17 protein-coding genes and 1 pseudogene are annotated in these 17,259 nt (G+C 45.8%); 14 read left to right on the forward strand and 4 right to left on the reverse strand.

The genetic code is table 11. The annotated features are described in order from the left end of the window. The 6 genes and pseudogenes from AZ602_RS10280 to AZ602_RS03520 form a co-directional block, all read left to right on the forward strand. A pseudogene (locus tag AZ602_RS10280) lies at window positions 1-104 on the forward strand (RNA-guided endonuclease TnpB family protein); the annotation flags it as partial. Window positions 105-343: 239 nt separating this feature from the next. After that, complete coding sequence (locus AZ602_RS03500) at window positions 344-1,387, forward strand: 5'-nucleotidase (protein ID WP_103033730.1); 1,044 nt, start codon at window positions 344-346, stop codon at window positions 1,385-1,387. Between the two features lie 96 nt (window positions 1,388-1,483). Continuing rightward, the gene (locus AZ602_RS03505; protein WP_103033731.1) at window positions 1,484-2,332 is read left to right on the forward strand and encodes a TatD family hydrolase; all 849 of its coding nucleotides are present in this window, start codon (window positions 1,484-1,486) and stop codon (window positions 2,330-2,332) included. Next, window positions 2,319-3,092 carry a ThiF family adenylyltransferase gene (locus tag AZ602_RS03510; protein ID WP_103033732.1) on the forward strand — a complete coding sequence of 258 codons (774 nt, stop codon included), beginning with the start codon at window positions 2,319-2,321 and terminating at the stop codon, window positions 3,090-3,092. The genes AZ602_RS03505 and AZ602_RS03510 overlap by 14 nt, the downstream gene beginning before the upstream one ends. A gap of 712 nt (window positions 3,093-3,804) precedes the next feature. Next, entirely contained in the window at window positions 3,805-4,053 is a 249-nt protein-coding gene (locus AZ602_RS03515; RefSeq protein ID WP_078317764.1) for a type II toxin-antitoxin system Phd/YefM family antitoxin, read from the forward strand. Further along, window positions 4,043-4,321 carry a type II toxin-antitoxin system RelE/ParE family toxin gene (locus AZ602_RS03520; protein ID WP_103033733.1) on the forward strand — a complete coding sequence of 93 codons (279 nt, stop codon included), beginning with the start codon at window positions 4,043-4,045 and terminating at the stop codon, window positions 4,319-4,321. Before AZ602_RS03515 ends, AZ602_RS03520 begins: the two co-directional genes overlap by 11 nt. 107 nt (window positions 4,322-4,428) lie before the next feature. Here AZ602_RS03520 and dapD read toward each other — a convergent pair whose 3' ends face one another. Genes dapD through lipA form a run of 3 tightly spaced genes read right to left on the reverse strand, consistent with a single transcriptional unit; the run spans window position 4,429 to window position 7,268 of the window. Beyond that, on the reverse strand, window positions 4,429-5,250 hold the full coding sequence (dapD, locus tag AZ602_RS03525; protein ID WP_103033734.1) for a 2,3,4,5-tetrahydropyridine-2,6-dicarboxylate N-succinyltransferase: 822 nt from the start codon (window positions 5,248-5,250) through the stop codon (window positions 4,429-4,431). Between the two features lie 9 nt (window positions 5,251-5,259). After that, window positions 5,260-6,204, reverse strand: coding sequence for an alpha/beta fold hydrolase (locus AZ602_RS03530; protein WP_103033735.1), 945 nt, complete (start codon window positions 6,202-6,204; stop codon window positions 5,260-5,262). A gap of 26 nt (window positions 6,205-6,230) precedes the next feature. Further along, window positions 6,231-7,268 (reverse strand): lipoyl synthase, encoded by a 1,038-nt coding sequence (gene lipA / locus AZ602_RS03535; RefSeq protein ID WP_103033736.1) that lies wholly within the window; start codon window positions 7,266-7,268, stop codon window positions 6,231-6,233. A gap of 274 nt (window positions 7,269-7,542) precedes the next feature. Between lipA and AZ602_RS03540 the strand changes: the two genes are divergently transcribed. The 3 genes from AZ602_RS03540 (at window position 7,543) to AZ602_RS03550 (ending at window position 10,543) form a co-directional block, all read left to right on the forward strand. Beyond that, window positions 7,543-7,920, forward strand: a complete 378-nt coding sequence (locus AZ602_RS03540; RefSeq protein ID WP_103033737.1) for a hypothetical protein — start codon at window positions 7,543-7,545, stop codon at window positions 7,918-7,920. A gap of 95 nt (window positions 7,921-8,015) precedes the next feature. Then, the gene (hemH, locus tag AZ602_RS03545; protein ID WP_103033738.1) at window positions 8,016-9,029 is read left to right on the forward strand and encodes a ferrochelatase; all 1,014 of its coding nucleotides are present in this window, start codon (window positions 8,016-8,018) and stop codon (window positions 9,027-9,029) included. A 404-nt stretch (window positions 9,030-9,433) separates the two neighbouring features. Further along, window positions 9,434-10,543 (forward strand): hypothetical protein, encoded by a 1,110-nt coding sequence (locus AZ602_RS03550; protein WP_103033739.1) that lies wholly within the window; start codon window positions 9,434-9,436, stop codon window positions 10,541-10,543. A gap of 181 nt (window positions 10,544-10,724) precedes the next feature. Here AZ602_RS03550 and AZ602_RS03555 read toward each other — a convergent pair whose 3' ends face one another. Beyond that, the gene (locus tag AZ602_RS03555) at window positions 10,725-12,950 is read right to left on the reverse strand and encodes an NADP-dependent isocitrate dehydrogenase (RefSeq protein ID WP_103033740.1); all 2,226 of its coding nucleotides are present in this window, start codon (window positions 12,948-12,950) and stop codon (window positions 10,725-10,727) included. 380 nt (window positions 12,951-13,330) lie between these two features. Between AZ602_RS03555 and tsaD the strand changes: the two genes are divergently transcribed. Genes tsaD through AZ602_RS03580 form a run of 5 tightly spaced genes read left to right on the forward strand, consistent with a single transcriptional unit; the run spans window position 13,331 to window position 17,256 of the window. Continuing rightward, window positions 13,331-14,365: a tRNA (adenosine(37)-N6)-threonylcarbamoyltransferase complex transferase subunit TsaD gene (gene tsaD, locus AZ602_RS03560; protein ID WP_103033741.1), complete on the forward strand. Its 1,035-nt coding sequence runs from the start codon at window positions 13,331-13,333 to the stop codon at window positions 14,363-14,365. A 37-nt stretch (window positions 14,366-14,402) separates the two neighbouring features. Then, window positions 14,403-15,014 carry a 2'-5' RNA ligase family protein gene (locus AZ602_RS03565; RefSeq protein WP_103033742.1) on the forward strand — a complete coding sequence of 204 codons (612 nt, stop codon included), beginning with the start codon at window positions 14,403-14,405 and terminating at the stop codon, window positions 15,012-15,014. A 12-nt stretch (window positions 15,015-15,026) separates the two neighbouring features. Continuing rightward, window positions 15,027-15,545 carry a bifunctional adenosylcobinamide kinase/adenosylcobinamide-phosphate guanylyltransferase gene (gene cobU, locus AZ602_RS03570; protein WP_103033743.1) on the forward strand — a complete coding sequence of 173 codons (519 nt, stop codon included), beginning with the start codon at window positions 15,027-15,029 and terminating at the stop codon, window positions 15,543-15,545. A gap of 57 nt (window positions 15,546-15,602) precedes the next feature. Next, window positions 15,603-16,652: a nicotinate-nucleotide--dimethylbenzimidazole phosphoribosyltransferase gene (gene cobT, locus AZ602_RS03575; protein ID WP_103033744.1), complete on the forward strand. Its 1,050-nt coding sequence runs from the start codon at window positions 15,603-15,605 to the stop codon at window positions 16,650-16,652. Further along, complete coding sequence (locus AZ602_RS03580; RefSeq protein ID WP_103033745.1) at window positions 16,645-17,256, forward strand: histidine phosphatase family protein; 612 nt, start codon at window positions 16,645-16,647, stop codon at window positions 17,254-17,256. Before cobT ends, AZ602_RS03580 begins: the two co-directional genes overlap by 8 nt. Window positions 17,257-17,259 lie beyond the last annotated feature (3 nt).

Raw genomic sequence — 17,259 nt, forward strand, 5'->3', positions numbered from 1 at the left:
CTTGTGCAAAGTGTGGCACATGGCATGATAGAGATATTAATGCCAGTCGGAACATTCTTGCGGTCGGGCTTGGCCGTCTGGGAGCAGGAATCCCCTCACTTTAGGGAGGGGAGGAAGTCAAGGGTGATAATGCCAAACCGCGCGGCCACATCGGCAACATCCGCTACTGTAGCCACGCCAAAAACGCCTCTTTGGATCATAAAATGGTGATTAACATGCATGGTTTGGTGAGAGTAGAGCGCGGCGATGTGGAGAATTTAAACTGCTGATCACCAAACAACTACCCAAAGCGGCTAACTGTGATAAAATGGTCACAAAGTGGTGAGTTGGCATAAGGCAGACTATGGCGGTAGATTTTTCAAACACATTAATCGTGGCGATATCAGCAACGGCACTGTTTGATTTGGCAGAAAATGAAGCCAAATTGGCCGAGCTTGTCGCCAAAAATAAAGACACGGCAGCACGCAAGTTTCAGGCCTATCAGCAGGCGCGCGAAAATGACATCCTGCAAAAAGGCTCGGGCTATCCACTGATCGAAGCCTTATTGAATCTCAATCAGTATCAGGACAATCAGCACTACGAGATTGAGTCGCCATTTGTTGAGGTGGTGATCGTCTCCAAGTCATCGCCAGACATCGGCATTCAGGTGTTAAACTCGATCCGTGCTTATAATCTTGGTATCACTCGTTCGGCATTCATTTCGGGTGATTCGGTGGCAAGCTATATCAAGGATTTTGATGTGGATCTGTTTTTGACCACCAACCATGACGACGCCCAAGCGGTCGTCGATGCCAAAATCTGCGCTTGTGCAGTGCTTGATGCCACGCCAGTGCCGATGGATGAACTCGACACCGAGCAGCTGCGTATTGCCTTTGATGGCGATGCGGTGTTGTTCGATGACTCAGGCGAGCTGGTGTTTAAGCAAGAAGGTCTGTATGCTTTTCACGAGCGTGAGACGCAGATGGCAGATATGCCCATCGAAAAAGGGCCTTATGCAGATTTTTTAATAAAGCTTTCAAAATTACAAGCGAAATTGCCCAATCAAAGCACCGATGCACCACACAATCCGATCCGTATTGCTCTTGTGACTGCGCGCAATGCACCGGCAGATATGCGTGCGATCAAAACCTTGCGAGAGTGGGGCGTGACAGTTGATGTGGCGTTTTTCTTGGGTGGGCTTGATAAGACAGGTGTGCTAAAGACCTTTGCGCCGCACATTTTCTTCGATGATTCGATCAAACATATCGATGCAGCGCGCTCGGTCGTGCCATCGGCTTTGGTGCCTTATCACTCTGAATCCCAGCTTAATATTCTGGCACCTCAAGCAGTGCCTGATATGGAAGATCAGGCATTCACCCCCGTCAAAAAATCAAAGGCAAAAGCATGATGAAATCCGCCCTTAAAATCGCCATCGTATTGGCATTGGTGCTGATTCCAAGACGCAGCAGTAGATCCGCCAAGCCCCACCAAAAAGACAAACACCATGCCGCAGCTGATTGATACACATACGCATTTTGATGTGCCTGAATATGATGGGTTTCGTGCCAAGATGGCTGATAGTGCCTATCAACAAGGCGTGCGTCATTTGATTTTGATTGGCTTTGTTGCCAAATATTTTGAGCAAATGGTCGCTGCCAATGATGAAATTAATGGGCTTGATCGTGCGCCAAAGTCGCATTTGGCATTTGGGTTACACCCTTTATATATCCAAGAACAGCAGCATAATGATTTATACATTCTTGAAGAATATATAAAAAATCACAAGCCAATCGCCATCGCTGAAATTGGCCTTGATACTTATCCAAGCGAATTAAAAGAGCCAGCAATTTTTGCTAAGCAAGAGCTGTTTTTTGTTGAGCAGATAAAGCTTGCCAAAGCGTATGAATTGCCGATTTTATTGCACATTCGCAAAAATCACGCCGATGTGTTGCGACTACTTGAGCGGTATCAGTATCATGCGCATGAACAGGGCGGTATCGCACACAGTTTTAGCGGTGGCGAACAAGAAGCTTTGGCCTTTGTTAAGCGTGGCTTTAAGCTTGGCATCACAGGACAAATCACCAATCCCAATGCCAAAAAACTGCGTCGCGCTGTGATGGCAGTATTTGCCAAATATGGGGCGGATGCTTTTGTGATTGAAACCGATTGCCCTGATATGATGCCGCTGCCGTGTCAGCATTTAGGTAGCTTTAATGAGCCTGCCAATTTGCCTTATGTGCTGGATGAATTATCCAGTTTGTTTAATATATCTAAAGATGAATTGGCACAAATTTTGTGGAATAATAGTTGCCAAGCATTACGAGTTGATTGGAAATATCATGACCCAAATTGATGATTATGAACGCCGATTCACGGGTGTGCGGACGCTGTATGGCGATGCGTTTGACAAATTTACCAATGCTATTGTCTATGTCATTGGCGTCGGCGGTGTCGGTTCGTGGGCGGCTGAGAGTCTTGCACGCACAGCGATTGGCAAAATCGTGCTCGTTGATATGGATGTGCTGGTGGCCAGTAACATCAATCGCCAGTTGCCTGCACTGACTGACACCATTGGCGAGAGTAAGATTGATGTGATGGCAGATCGCATCCGTGGGATTAATCCAAAGATTGAGCTTGATTTGATTGATGATTTTTTGACACCTGAAAATGTGACATCGATTTTGCCAAATAAGACACAAGCACAAGCTTTGGCAGCTGATGATAGGCAAGTGGTTGTGCTTGATTGTGTTGATGATATGGCGGCGAAATTTGCCATCGCCATGCATTGCCGATACCACAAAATCCCATGTATCGTCTCAGGCGGTGCAGGGGCGAAATTTGACCCAACACGGCTGAAAGTCGCTGATTTGCGTGATGTCACCCAAGATCCACTACTTGCCAGACTGCGTGCCAAACTACGTGAAAAAGGTATTGCCAAAGGGGGTAAGGCAAAATTTGGGCTAAAATGTGTCTATTCGGATGAGCAGCCGACGGTGAATAAGTCTTGCCAAGCAGGGCTTAATTGCGGTGGCTATGGCTCGGCGGTGGTGATGACGGCAACAGCGGGCATGGTGATGGCAAGTACGGCACTACAGATGATTGCTAAGAAATAAATATAATTTCCAAAATGAGCTAGGCGTACATCTTAAGTAAGTTCTAAACCTAATATATCAATTACAGAGATTTAATACTTATAGAAGTGGTCTTCATGATAATGAAGAGATTAAAGCGGGCTGAGAATTAACAGATTTACTGATTCATGCTGGTAAGCAGTGCAAAACCAAAGAATTAAGTGACGGCACCCGTGCCATATCCCAAGAAATCATATCGCAACTTTCTTGGTATTGCCTATGAGACCAAGGCTTGCTTTCTCAAATAGCAAGCCTTTTTAATTTATAGTGTATTATATAGATATTGACTAATAGTGTGTTAATTGATATCATTAAAAACATCAATAATAACCATTTATAAAAATATTATGCATCCAATGATATACGAAAATTATTCCGAACCAACTTCTGATGGCATCAGATCGCTAATCGATCACATCTTTGAAATCATTAATAGAAAATGTGATGATTTTAGCAAATCAAAAAATTATAAAATCAGAGGTGCTAATAGAATCATTCAGCACCTGTTGCGCTGTCGCTATACAGCAGAATGGCTAGAAAAACTGATATTTTTATTCATTCTTCTATTGGCGTGTTTTATTCAAGCTAATAAAAAACCAAAACACTTTTTCAAAAGAACCAATCTAAACAATGAGCCAACATTCTTAGTTGCAAGGCTAAGTAGCCCATTGTTTAACGAACCTAAGGAGACCCTATGCTTAACACCATCCACAGCAAATACATTGCAAGCATCAGTGAATTTAAGAAAAGTCCAATGGATGCTTTAAAGATTGCCAATGGTGAAGCTGTTGCCGTGCTTAACCGTAATGAGCCAGCATTTTATTGTGTTCCAGCTGCACTATATGAAAATATGCTTGACCTTATTGAAGATCTAGAACTTTCTCAAATTGCAGAGGAGCGAAGAAATGAACCTAGAATTAGAGTAAATATTGATGAGTTATGACTTAGTTTTCACAGAATCAGCCCTAAAAGAATTTTCAAAGCTGAATGACAATATCAAGAACCAGTTTAAGAAGAAGCTGATGAGTATTTTGGAAAATCCAAAAATTCCAAAAAACAAGCTTAGCGGTTCTCATGCTGCCAATTTGTACAAAATCAAACTTAGGACTGCTGGTTATCGATTGTTATATGAGGTTATTGATAATGAAGTTGTGGTTTTGATAGTTGCTGTCGGAAGAAGAGATAAAATATACAAAAAGATCAATGATTGATGGGTGTAATAAGCGTGTACTGGTACAGACCGACATAAAAAAGTGAAAGTAGCATAAAAAATTGGGCGTATCATCAGATGCACCCAATTTTTTATGCAGATGAATGATTATTCAGCACGCAATAGGTCGTTTAGACTTGTTTTGGCACGAGTTTGTGCATCGACTTTTTTGACGATGATGGCGGCGTATAGGCTGTATTTGCCATCAGCAGATGGTAGGCTACCTGGTACGACGACAGAGCCTGCTGGTACACGGCCGTAGTGGATTTCGCCAGTTTCACGATCGTAGATACGAGTTGATTGACCGATATATACGCCCATTGAGATGACTGAGCCTTCTTCGACGATGACGCCTTCGACGATTTCAGAGCGAGCACCGATAAAGCAGTTGTCTTCGATGATGGTTGGGTTGGCTTGTAGCGGCTCAAGTACGCCACCGATGCCGACACCGCCTGATAGGTGGACATTTTTACCGATTTGGGCGCATGAGCCGACAGTCGCCCAAGTATCAACCATCGTGCCTTCATCGACATATGCGCCGATATTGACATAGGATGGCATTAGTACGACATTTTTGGCTTGATAGCTGCCGCGACGAGCAACCGCAGGTGGGACGACACGCACGCCAGCGGCTTTAAAATCTTCTTCGCTCCAGTTGGCGTGTTTGGTAGCAACTTTATCAAAAAATTGCAAATCGCCTGATTGCATTGGGGTGTTGTCATTGAGTTTGAACGATAGTAGTACAGCTTTTTTTAGCCATTGATGTACGACCCATTCACCGTCGATTTTTTCGGCGACACGGTATGAACCATTATCAAGACCTTCGATGGCTTGTTCAACAGCATCACGAATCTCGGCTGATACGGTTTCGGCGGTGAAATTGGCACGGTCTTCGAACGCTTGTTCGATGATGGCGGCTAGATTTGACATAAAATTTCCTTAAGGTTGGTGAAGTGAATGGGTGTTAAGCTGGTCTTTGAGCCAGCACAAAATATCTTGGTGTACCCGCTGATAATCACGCTCATGCAGTGGCTCATGACGCATATTTGGGTATAGTTGTACTCGCACATTGCGTCGGTTGGCACGGATGAGTGCTTGCTGTAGCTGTCTGATATCGGTGCCTAGATTACCGACGGGATCGTCTTTGCCACTGACTAGGAGTATGGGATAATTGGCATCCATCATCTGATACCAGTCGCTTTGGCAGGCACGGGCGATGAGTGCTTGCAAGGTGACAAAGCCATTATTGGTAAAACAAAATCCGCACAAAGGGTCGGCTTCAAAGGCCTTGATAGCATCGATATTCTCGCTAAGCCACGCAAATGGTGATGCACTGATTGGCGATCGCAGCTGATTAAGCAGGTATTGATTGAGCAGATAGCCCATGCGTTCGTTAATTTGCTTGGGGGCAAGGCGATTCATTAGGCTTAATGCACCCAGGCTGAGCTGATTGATCAGTCCAAAGCGATTGCCCGTACCCATCAAAATCACGCCATCAAAGCTTGTGGCATGATGCACAAGCACTGTACGCACGATGAACGAACCCATCGAATGACCCATGATAAAGTGTGGCACGGTGGGTGCTTTTTCTTTGAGCTTGTCTGCCATGATGATGACATCTTTGCACAAAGTTTGCACGGGGTGCTTTTCGTCAAAAAACCCAAGCTCGTATTTGTCCTTGACCGTCTGTCCATGCCCAAGCTGATCATAGGTCGCAACCAAGATACCTTGCTCGGCAAGGTACTTGGCAAAGGCATCATAGCGACCGCTGTGTTCGCTCATGCCATGCACGATGAGCAGGGTGGCTTGTACATCGCCTGTCGGCTCATAGAAGCGATGGTGTAGGCGATGGACTTGGTTGGATGATAAAATCACACTTTGCATGAGTCACCTGCGATGCTATTTGTGAATTAACAGCCTGTTTTGCCTTCGGCTGCCAATGCCTTGGCACTACGCACAGGCGGTGGGCAGTCTTCGCCATAGTATTGGCGATCGGCAAAGTAGCTTGAGCGTACCATTGGGTTTGCCCAAATGTTAAAAAAGCCTAATTTTTTGCCGTATTCGGTATAGCGTGCGAACTCATCAGGGTGCACATAGCGATCGACTGGCGCATGGTTTTTGCTTGGTGCTAGGTACTGACCGATGGTGACGATATCGACATCATGGGCTTTTAGGTCGTCCAGCAGTGCATAGACTTCTTCTTCGGTCTCGCCAAGTCCCACCATAAAACCACATTTGGTCGCCACATCAGGACGGCGTGCTTTATAGTCTTTTAGCAAATTCAATGAGTGCTGATAGTCTGAACCTGGGCGAAATGCCTTGTATAGGCGTGGCACAGTTTCGATGTTGTGGTTGAAGACATCGGGTGCTGTCTCGGTCAATAGGTCCAGTGCGATGGCTTCACGACCACGAAAATCAGGCACAAGAATCTCAATCAAGCAATTGGGACTAAGTTTCTTGGATTCGGTGATGACTTCAACAAAATGACCAGCGCCACCATCTTTTAGGTCGTCACGATCGACTGAGGTGATGACGGCGTATTTTAGCCCAAGACCCAAGATGGTCTCGGCAGTATGGCGTGGCTCATCTTTATCCAATGGATTTGGTCTGCCGTGTGCCACTTCACAAAACGGACAACGGCGTGTGCAGATATCCCCCATGATCATAAAGGTCGCTGTACCATCACCAAAGCACTGCGGTAGGTTCGGGCAGGCGGCTTCTTCGCAGACGGTGTAGAGCTTTTGTTTGCGAAGCGTGGCTTTGATGCGATCAACTTCGGCAGGGCTTGAGAGCTTGACACGAATCCAGTCGGGTTTTTTTGGTGTTTCAACGTTTGGAATGACTTTGATGGGAATACGAGCAACTTTATCATAGCCACGCAATTTTTCGCCTTGGACGGCTTTTTTTGGGGCGGGGCGGACTTCTGGGGTAAAGGTTTGGACAGTCATGGCTTATCCTAGTTATGTAATAGCTGATTTAATAGAGGGTGTTGCGATAAATGGTTTATAAAAATTATCGTGTAAAAATCGCCTTATTATACGCCAAAATGCCAAAAATAACACGCACAAATTGGCATTGTCTGTATCTCGGGGCAAATGTCAAAAATACAATCAGTGAGAAATAAAATGTCTGGCTGAGTTGAGTGGATTCATAGGATTGATAATCATTTATACTTACAATATACTAAGTTGCAGAGAATAAATCAATCAAGGTGGTGATGATATGCAAGCATTGGTGAATGCGTTGATCTTGGTGGTGGTGCTTGCGGTATTTATGCTGTCTGTCCGATGGATGCCGTGGGTACAAAAGATTTGGATAAAAAACGGCAAATGGCACACTTGGCGATTTATGCTGATAATTATGTCATTGATCATTATCCAAAATATCATCACAAACGCGTTTGCTAATCTAATCACGGCGTGGCTGACAACACAAGGCATAAGCTTTGGGGTGGCATATGCTGTCTATGCGCTACTGGTGGTGATGGCTGTGATGTTGAGTCAAAATACTTCTAAAACTTCTCAAACAACTCCAAAATGGCTGGGTGTTGGCATTAATGTGGTGCTATGTGTGTTGATGCTATCAATGCCGTTTTGGTGATGATTTGATGAGCGAAAGACAAAAAGCAAGCAAAACCGAAGATTTTTTGGCAAAACAGTGCTAAAATTAACCCGATTTTATAAAGATTTACCATTATGACCAACAAAAAAACCGCCATCATCCTCGCCAATCTTGGCACGCCAGATGCGCCGACTCCGACAGCAGTGCGTGCTTATCTAAGAGAGTTTTTGAGTGACACGCGCGTCATTGAGATTCCTAAGCTGATCTGGCAGGTGATTTTAAATTGCTTTGTCTTAACCACACGCCCCAAGCGCGTCGCAGAAGCTTATGACAGCGTCTGGACAGCCGATGGCTCACCACTTTTGGCGATCCTAAAGCAGCAAGCCCAAGATCTGCAGGCACGATTGAGCCATCAAGGCATTCACACGCCTGTCTATGTTGCCACGACCTATGGCAACCCATCGATCAAGTCGGTGATGACCCAGCTGATGGCCGACGGTGTAGAATCCTTTGTGGTGCTGCCGTTATTTCCGCAGTATTCTGCGACCTCGACCGCAGCTGCTTTTGATAAGATATTCAAGCTGATGCTAGATACGCGCAATGTACCTCAGTTGCAGCTGATCAAAGATTATCATGACCATCCTCTGTACATCGAGGCGTTGGCACAAAGTGTGGAGCGCTATTGGCAAGCTCATGGCCGCGCCGATAAGCTTTTGATGAGTTTTCATGGCATCCCAAAGCCGTATGCCGATAAAGGCGATCCATACCCTGAGCAATGTCGCACGACGGCGGTGCTGCTGGCTGATCGCTTGGGTCTGGCGTCAGATGCATGGGCGATCAGCTTTCAGTCGCGATTTGGCGCGCAAGAGTGGCTCAAGCCTTATACCGATGAGCTGCTGGCTGAATGGGGACAGGCAGGCGTCTCGGTACAGGTGATGAGTCCTGCGTTTTCGGCGGATTGTCTTGAGACATTAGAAGAGCTTGCGGTCGAAAACCGCGATCACTTTTTGCAGGCGGGCGGCAAGTCCTATGATTACATCCCTGCATTGAACACCGATCCTTTGCACATTGATATGATGGCTGATCTTGTCAAATGGCATCTGATTGATCGGTATGATCACGCCCAAAGCCATGCCGCCATACAGTGATTTGTGTGGCGTTTTTTATTCTTATTCATAAAAACAGTTTTTACAAATTGCAAGACTAATTGATGGACTGTGACAGTTATTTTCATAGTCATACATACAGTTTTTTGATAGAAATATATTAACATAAAATAACATATCCAACCCCAAACGACCACAAAAAGCATCTCGCTAACCTCTTAAAACTTGTTATACTCAAATCATCTGATGAGTTATGCAAATTTTTAATAACCACCGATATTCGCGTGATGATTAAAAATACCATAAATAAATCATGCCAAGATGATCAGATCGTTGAGTGCTTGACAGTCTTAATACAGGTCAAAAATTCACTCAATGCTGTGGCATGAATGGCAGACACTGTGTATGCAAATGATCATGGAAAATTGCTTTTAAGAGGAGAATATATGAAAGCTGTGCTAAAACAACTGCGTCAAACCCAAGCCAATCCTGCGGTGAGTGTGTTCGTAAAGACACATCGTACCCATCCTGAAAATGAACAAGATCCGATCGCCCTAAAAAACCAGCTGAAAGTTGTCGAAGATCGCGTGACTGAAGAGTACGACAAGCGTACAGCCGATGCCATCATGGAGAAGATCACCGAGCAGACTGATAAGCTTGACCATAATTATAATCTGGATGTACTGGCGATTTTTGCCACCGAATCAGAAGCTGAAGTGCTGCGCCTGCCATTCACCGCCAAAGAGCGCGTGATTATCGGCAACAAATTTGCGACGCGTGATCTGATGCGCAATCTGTCAGAGGCGGTAAACTACTATGTCCTTGCCATCACCAGCGAGTCAGCGCGCCTATTGGTTGGCACCAATGATGTATTGGTCAAAGAAGTGATGGGTAGCAGTCCGCGCCAAGAGCATCATGATGAGCTGTCTTTTCCGATTACCAATACCACTTTGCCATCAGGCAGCAAGTCAGATCGCACAGGGTCATCGGATGATCATAGCTACCTAAAAGAGTTTATGAATCGTGTGGATAAGAGCCTACAGCGCATTTATAATGCATCGCCATTGCCTGTGATTTTGGTGGGTGATTCGCGCACTTTGGGCTTTTATGAGCAAGTCTGTGACAACCCATCGGCGATTTTGGGTAAAGTGGATAATTTGGCAAACCTAAAAGATGGCAATGCTCAAGACATCATCGATGGCGTCCAAGAGCTGGTCGAAGAAAAGCGCCAAAGCCGCTATGAGACTGCCAAAGGCGATCTGGAAAAAGCGCGCAATGAGAAAATGGTGCGCACAGATCTGCAGCAGATCTATCGCTCAGCTGTCGAAGGTAATGCAGTGACATTGCTTGTGCGTCAAGGCCATAGTGTGCCTGCCACCATCGATGAACAAAACGCCACGCTACTGGTTGCAGATAATGCCAGTGATGAAGGTGTCAATGATGATGCAGTGGCAGAGATCATTGAGCTTGTGGATCATCACGGCGGGGAGGTGGTGTTCGTACCACAAGATCAGATGGATGAAAAAGAGCCGATCGCCCTGATCACCCGTTACTGATTTATCTTTTCATCTTGCAAAACACACTCCGGTTGGGGTGTGTTTTTTTGTGCAACTAAGAGTAAAGGAATATTTGGTATTTTCAAATGGCTCATCTTTCAAGTGTAAATGAGTGCATCTTAGGCGCTGCCAAAAAAAATGATGGCCTGTAAAACAGACCATCATATCATCCGCGATGGGATTAGTTTAGTAGTTCAAGTGCTTGGTTTAGTGTTGCACTTGGGCGCATCGCTGCTGATGCTTTATCAAAGTCTGGCGCATAGTAGCCGCCGATGTCAGTGGCTTTGCCTTGAACTTGGTTCAACTCTTCGACGATCTTGGCTTCATTGGCGCTCAAGGCTTCTGCCACTGGCGCAAATTTGGCGGCGATCTCAGCGTCTTTGGTCTGTGCTGCCAAGGCCTCTGCCCAGTACTTCGCCAGATAGAAGTGGCTGCCGCGGTTATCAAGCTCACCGACTTTGCGTTTTGGTGATTTGTCTTCTAGCAGCAGTTTTTCGGTGGCGGCATCAAGTGCATCTGCCAAAACTTGGGCTTTGGTGTTGCCAGTGGTTTGGGCTAGATGCTCAAACGATACCGCCAATGCCAAGAACTCACCTAGGCTATCCCAACGCAGATGGTTTTCTTCGTTGAACTGCTGCACATGCTTCGGCGCAGAACCGCCAGCACCAGTTTCGAACATGCCACCGCCATTCATCAGTGGCACAATCGACAGCATCTTAGCAGAAGTACCCAGCTCAAGGATCGGGAATAAGTCGGTGTTATAGTCGCGCAGCACATTGCCTGTGACCGAGATGGTGTCCAGACCGTCTTTCATACGCTTTAGACTCGCCAAACAAGCATCGGCTGGCGGCAGGATTTGGATATCTAGGCCATCGGTATCAAGATCAGCCAGATAAGTCTTAACCTTAGCAATCAGCTGGGCATCGTGCGCGCGTTTCTCATCCAACCAGAAGATGGCAGGGGTATCGCTTAGGCGAGCGCGGTTCACCGCCAGCTGTACCCAATCTTTAACTGGTGCATCTTTGGTTTGGCAAGCGCGCCAGATATCGCCAGCTTCGACGGTGTGTGAAGTCAGCACGGTGCCATTTTCGTCGATGATCTCGACTTTACCATCAGCTTTGATTTCAAAGGTTTTATCGTGTGAGCCGTACTCTTCAGCTTTTTGAGCCATCAAGCCGACATTTGGCACGCTGCCCATCGTCGTCGGATCAAAGGCGCCATGTTCGCGGCAGAAATCAATCACTGCTTGATAGATGCCTGCATAGCTGCTGTCAGGAATGACCGCTTTGGTATCGACCGCTTTGCCTTCTTTGTCCCACATACGGCCTGAGTTGCGGATCATCGCAGGCATGGATGCATCGACGATGACATCGCTTGGAACATGTAGGTTGGTGATGCCTTTGTCGCTATCTACCATGGCTAGGCTTGGGTTGGCAGCATAAGCATCGGCGATGGCTTTTTCGACGCCTGCACGGGTATCAGCATCTAGCTTATCTAGGTTTGATAATAGATTGCCAAAGCCGTTATTGACATCGACACCAGCCGCCGCCAACGCATCGCCATACTGTTCAAATACAGGAGCGAAGAATGCCTTGACAGCATGACCAAAGATGATCGGGTCAGAGACTTTCATCATCGTCGCTTTCATGTGCAGCGAGAACAGTACGCCTTGCTCTTTGGCATCTTTGATTTGGGCTTCCAGGAAAGACACCAGCGCTTTTTTGCTCATGAATGTCGCATCGATGATCTCACCAGCTTTTAGCGCCAATGGCTTGCGCAGTTCGGTCTTGTTGCCTGAAGTATCGGTGAACACGAATGATACGGTGGTGGCTTGATCGACAGTTTTTGATTGTTCATTGGCAAAAAAGTCACCGCCTTGCATTGTTGCGACATGAGACTTAGAATCTTTACTCCAAGCACCCATGCTGTGTGGGTATTTTTTGGCGAAGTTTTTCACCGCTTTTGGTGCGCGGCGGTCAGAGTTGCCTTCACGCAGGACAGGGTTTACTGCTGAACCTTTGATCTTGTCGTAGCGAGACTGAATGTCTTTTTCTTCGTCGGTTTGTGGGTTGGTTGGGTAGTCAGGCAGTGCATAGCCTTGGGCTTGTAGCTCTTTGATGGCAGCCAGTAGCTGTGGCACCGACGCTGAGATGTTTGGCAGTTTGATGATGTTGGCTTCTGGTTTGGTGACCAATTCGGCAAGCTCGCCCAATGCATCAGGAATGCGTTGTTCTTCGGTCAGATATTCTGGGAAAGTAGCTAGGATACGGCCTGCAAGAGAGATGTCACTGGTTACAAATTCGATGTCGGCAGTGTTGCCAAAGGCTTGAATGATGGGTAGTAGAGAGTAAGTTGCTAGTGCTGGGGCTTCGTCGGTGTGTGTATAGACGATTGTAGATTTACTCATACGAGCTCCTTTTTAATGTCGTTTGGTTGTTATCACTGAAATAAACGCGGTGTATTATGCCACATTTTCCCTGTTTTGCCTACTTATTTAGCTGTCAGCAGCATAGGATCATCACAAAAAGTTATAAAACGATACTGCAACTGATGCTGTCATCATAATGTGACTGCACGGTACACACTACAATTTACTATGTTTCAACACTAAAAACAAGCGTTTACTGAGCTTATCACCGTTGCTTTTGGTGATGATATTTTGATTGCCATTTATTATATGAATAATGGTCAAAAACTAGACAATCTTTGATTGACTTGCGGTGTATTATCATCATTCTATGCTATAATTAAGGACTTATTTTGATGATTTTTTGAAATTGATAAGCCATGAAAATTTTAGGCCTAGAAACTTCCTGTGATGAAACAGGGCTTGCCATTTATGATGACGCACTAAATGACGGCAAGGGCGGCGTGCTCGCCCAAGTGCTGTATTCCCAAATTGAGCTGCACGCCACATACGGCGGTGTCGTGCCTGAGCTTGCCAGTCGTGATCATATCCGTAAGCTGACCCCTTTGTTTCATGAATTATTAAATAAAGCCAATATTGATAAATCAGACATTGATGCTGTCGCCTATACCAAAGGGCCGGGGTTGATTGGGGCGTTGATGACAGGGGCGTTATTTGGGCGGACGCTTGCCTATGGACTTGGCGTGCCTGCCATCGGCGTGCATCATATGGAAGGACATCTGCTGGCGCCTGTGATGACAGGTGATGGCGTTGAGTTTCCGTTTGTGTGCTTACTTGTGTCGGGCGGTCATACCATGCTGGTGCGTGCTGATGGCGTTGGGCAGTACACGGTGCTGGGTGAGTCGATCGATGATGCTGCCGGTGAGTGCTTTGATAAGGCTGCCAAGATGCTAAACTTGCCTTATCCTGGCGGCCCGAATGTCGCCAAGCTTGCCGAAACAGGTAATCGCCATGCGTACGAACTGCCACGCCCGATGCTACATAAGGGCTTGGATTTTTCGTTCAGCGGTATGAAAACAGCGGTGCACAATCTCATTAAAGACACGCCCAATGCTGACAGTGACCCTGTGGTGCGGGCTGATATCGCAGCAAGCTTTGAGTATGCAGTGGTTGATACATTGGTCAAAAAATGCGTCAAAGCACTCAAAGAAACTGGACTGACACGACTGGTCATCGCAGGTGGTGTGTCCGCCAATCGCTCGCTTCGCCAAAGCCTAGAGCATGAACTGAACAAAATCAATGCCGTCGTGCACTATGCACCACCTGAGCTGTGTACCGACAATGGTGCAATGATCGCCTATGCTGGCTACTGCCGCCTAAAAGCAGGGCAGTCCGATGGCTTGTCGGTGGCGTGCGTCCCACGATGGGATATGCAAAGCCTAAAAATCGCTTAATTGTCATCATTGTTCAATAAATTTACATAATCAGCTCATGACCGCACCTGTCACTGTCTTACCGTTTACCACAGCTGATCATCCAGAATGGCATAAAGGTCGGCAGCGTTATGGCGTGTGGTATATCCCGATTGATGATGCGGTAGTGGCTGACTATTGCTGTCAGCTTCGAGGTGAGCTTCACGAATTATTGGCGGATGATTATCGCCGTCAATGGCATATTACCCTGTTTGTCAATGGCTTTTATGTGGATGACTGCCAGTATGATGATGACTTTGATGATGCTATTTTATCCAAGCAAATCAATGCGTTGGAACAATTATCATTATCCAATTTTCATCTGACGACACAGGCTTTAGGCAGCTTTATCAATTGTGCGTATTTGGGTATTGCACCGCATCTTGAGTTGGTACGCATTCGCCAAAGCCTTGGCAGTCAGCATCGAGAAATCGCACCACAAGCCTATACACCGCACATCACCTTGGGGCTGTATCGACAAGCCTTTGATTATGATGGTGTGATAAACCACTTGATGAGCGTGACAACAAGATCTCTATGCTTGCCTGTCAATCGGCTGATTTTTGCGACTTTTGATGCCAATGATTTACAAGGTAAACTGTACAATCAGTATGAAATCACATTAAAATAAAAAGGATGTCGCATGATTTATTTTATCCTAGGTGGAGCAAGATCAGGCAAATCACGCCATGCCGAACAGCTTGCCAAAGATTATGAACAACAAGGCAAACGCATTGTTTATGTGGCGACTGCAGGGCGTTTTGATGATGAAATGGTCAAGCGTATCGAACATCACAAGCAGAGCAGACCCGTGCATTGGCAAACGATAGAAGAGCAATATGATTTAGCCAAAATTTTTGCTCAATATAACGATGAGCAAACGGTGATTTTGCTGGATTGTTTAACGCTGTGGCTGTCAAATTTATTATGCCAAGAAGATGGGCAATTTCAAACCTATAAAAATGAATTTTTAAATGAGCTTCAAACCAGCAACGCCACCGTGATTTTGGTGAGTAATGAAACAGGACTTGGTGTTGTGCCTATGGGTGAGTTGACACGACGATTTGTGGATGAAAGCGGCTTTTTGCACCAAACCATCGCTCAAATGGCACAAAGGGTAGTGTTTTGTGTGGCGGGGTTGCCAATGGTGTTAAAGGGTTAAAAACTGTTTGAAAATTGATTATAATTTGACAAAATTTATCATTAAAAGGACAAAACTATGTGGTATTTAAATCCAATTCAACCGATTAATCAAACCGCACGCAACGGGGCACAAGACCGCCAAAACCAATTAACCAAGCCAACAGGCGCATTAGGGCAAATGGAAGAGGTGGTGATTGAATTGGCAGGTATGCAAGGTAAAGTGTGTCCAACCGCAAAACAGCTTTATATTTGTACCTTTGCAGGCGACCACGGTATCGCTAATGCTGGAGTATCTGCCTATCCACAGGCGGTAACTCGGCAAATGCTTTATAATTTTGCGACAGGTGGTGCGTGTATTAGTGTGATGGCACGCCATTATGGTGCGATAAGCCAAGTGATTGATTGTGGTTCAGTAGGCGAGCCTTATACAGTGGACGGTGTGGAACAATTTCACATTGCCCCGCAAACTCAAAACTTTTTAGATGAGCCTGCCATGACTGCCGAGCAATGCCAAAAAGCCCTAGAAATTGGTAAATACAGCGTTGAAAAAGCGGTAGAACAGGGCGCGGATATTTATATTGCAGGGGAAATGGGCATTGGTAATACCACAGCAAGTTCGGCTTTAGCAGGATTGTTATTGGATGAAAATGCAGAGAGTCTAACGGGCTTGGGTACAGGCGTGGATGAAAAAACCTTTGTTCATAAAACTAAAATTATTGAACAAGCCATTGATAACTATAAAGAAACTTGTAAAGATAATCCACTGTTAGCATTACAAAGCGTAGCGGGGTTTGAGATGACGGCAATGGTTGGAGCTTATCTGCGAGCGGCTCAATTAGGCTTGCCTGTGATTATTGGTGGATTTATTTCCGCTGTGTGTGCCTTATGTGCAGTACGCATCAATCCTGATGTTCGTGAGTATATGCTATTTTCACATACATCTGCTGAATATGGCAATCAAAAAGTATTAGATGCGTTAAATGCCAAACCACTGCTGGATCTAGGTCTTAGACTCGGTGAAGGGACAGGAGCGACAACTGCATTTGGCATTATTCAACTGGCGTGTGTGGTACACGCGCAAATGGCGACCTTTGGGGAGGCAGGTGTGAGTGATAAAGATGGCTGATGAACAACCAAGTCTTGTACTGTCGTTTTTACGCCATGGCGAAACCGAACTGTTAACACAAGGTTTGGTTTTGCGTGGTCGGCTTGATGATCCATTGATATTGCAGGGTGAGCAGCAAATGCACACTGCCATCGATACGGCACTGCCTAAGCAAAGTTGGCAAGCCATCATCTCATCGCCATTATCTCGCTGTGCCAAGATTGCCAAGCAAAAATCAGTACAATATGGCCTGCCTATTGTACTGATGGATGAGCTTTGTGAGATGGATTTTGGGGATTGGGAAGGGAGATTTACCGCAGAATTATTTGAACAATACCCTGATGACATGGCGCTGTGGTGGCAAAGCCCAACGAAGTTTACACCGCCTGATGGCGAAAGCATGGCTGATTTTGCCAAACGAATTGATACTGCATTATTCAAAATCAAGCAATTTGCCCAAGCAAATCACTATGATAAACTGTGCATCATTTCGCATGGCGGGGTGATTAAATATCTATATTGCAAAGCGCAAGATTTATCGCTTGATGAGATTTTAAAACAACCTGCCGAATTGGGTGAATTTCATACATTTATCCTGCAAAATAATCGCTTGTTATTGCCATGATTT

It is taken from the genome of Moraxella sp. RCAD0137, assembly GCF_002894025.1.
Classification (GTDB): Bacteria; Pseudomonadota; Gammaproteobacteria; order Pseudomonadales; family Moraxellaceae; genus Moraxella; species Moraxella porci.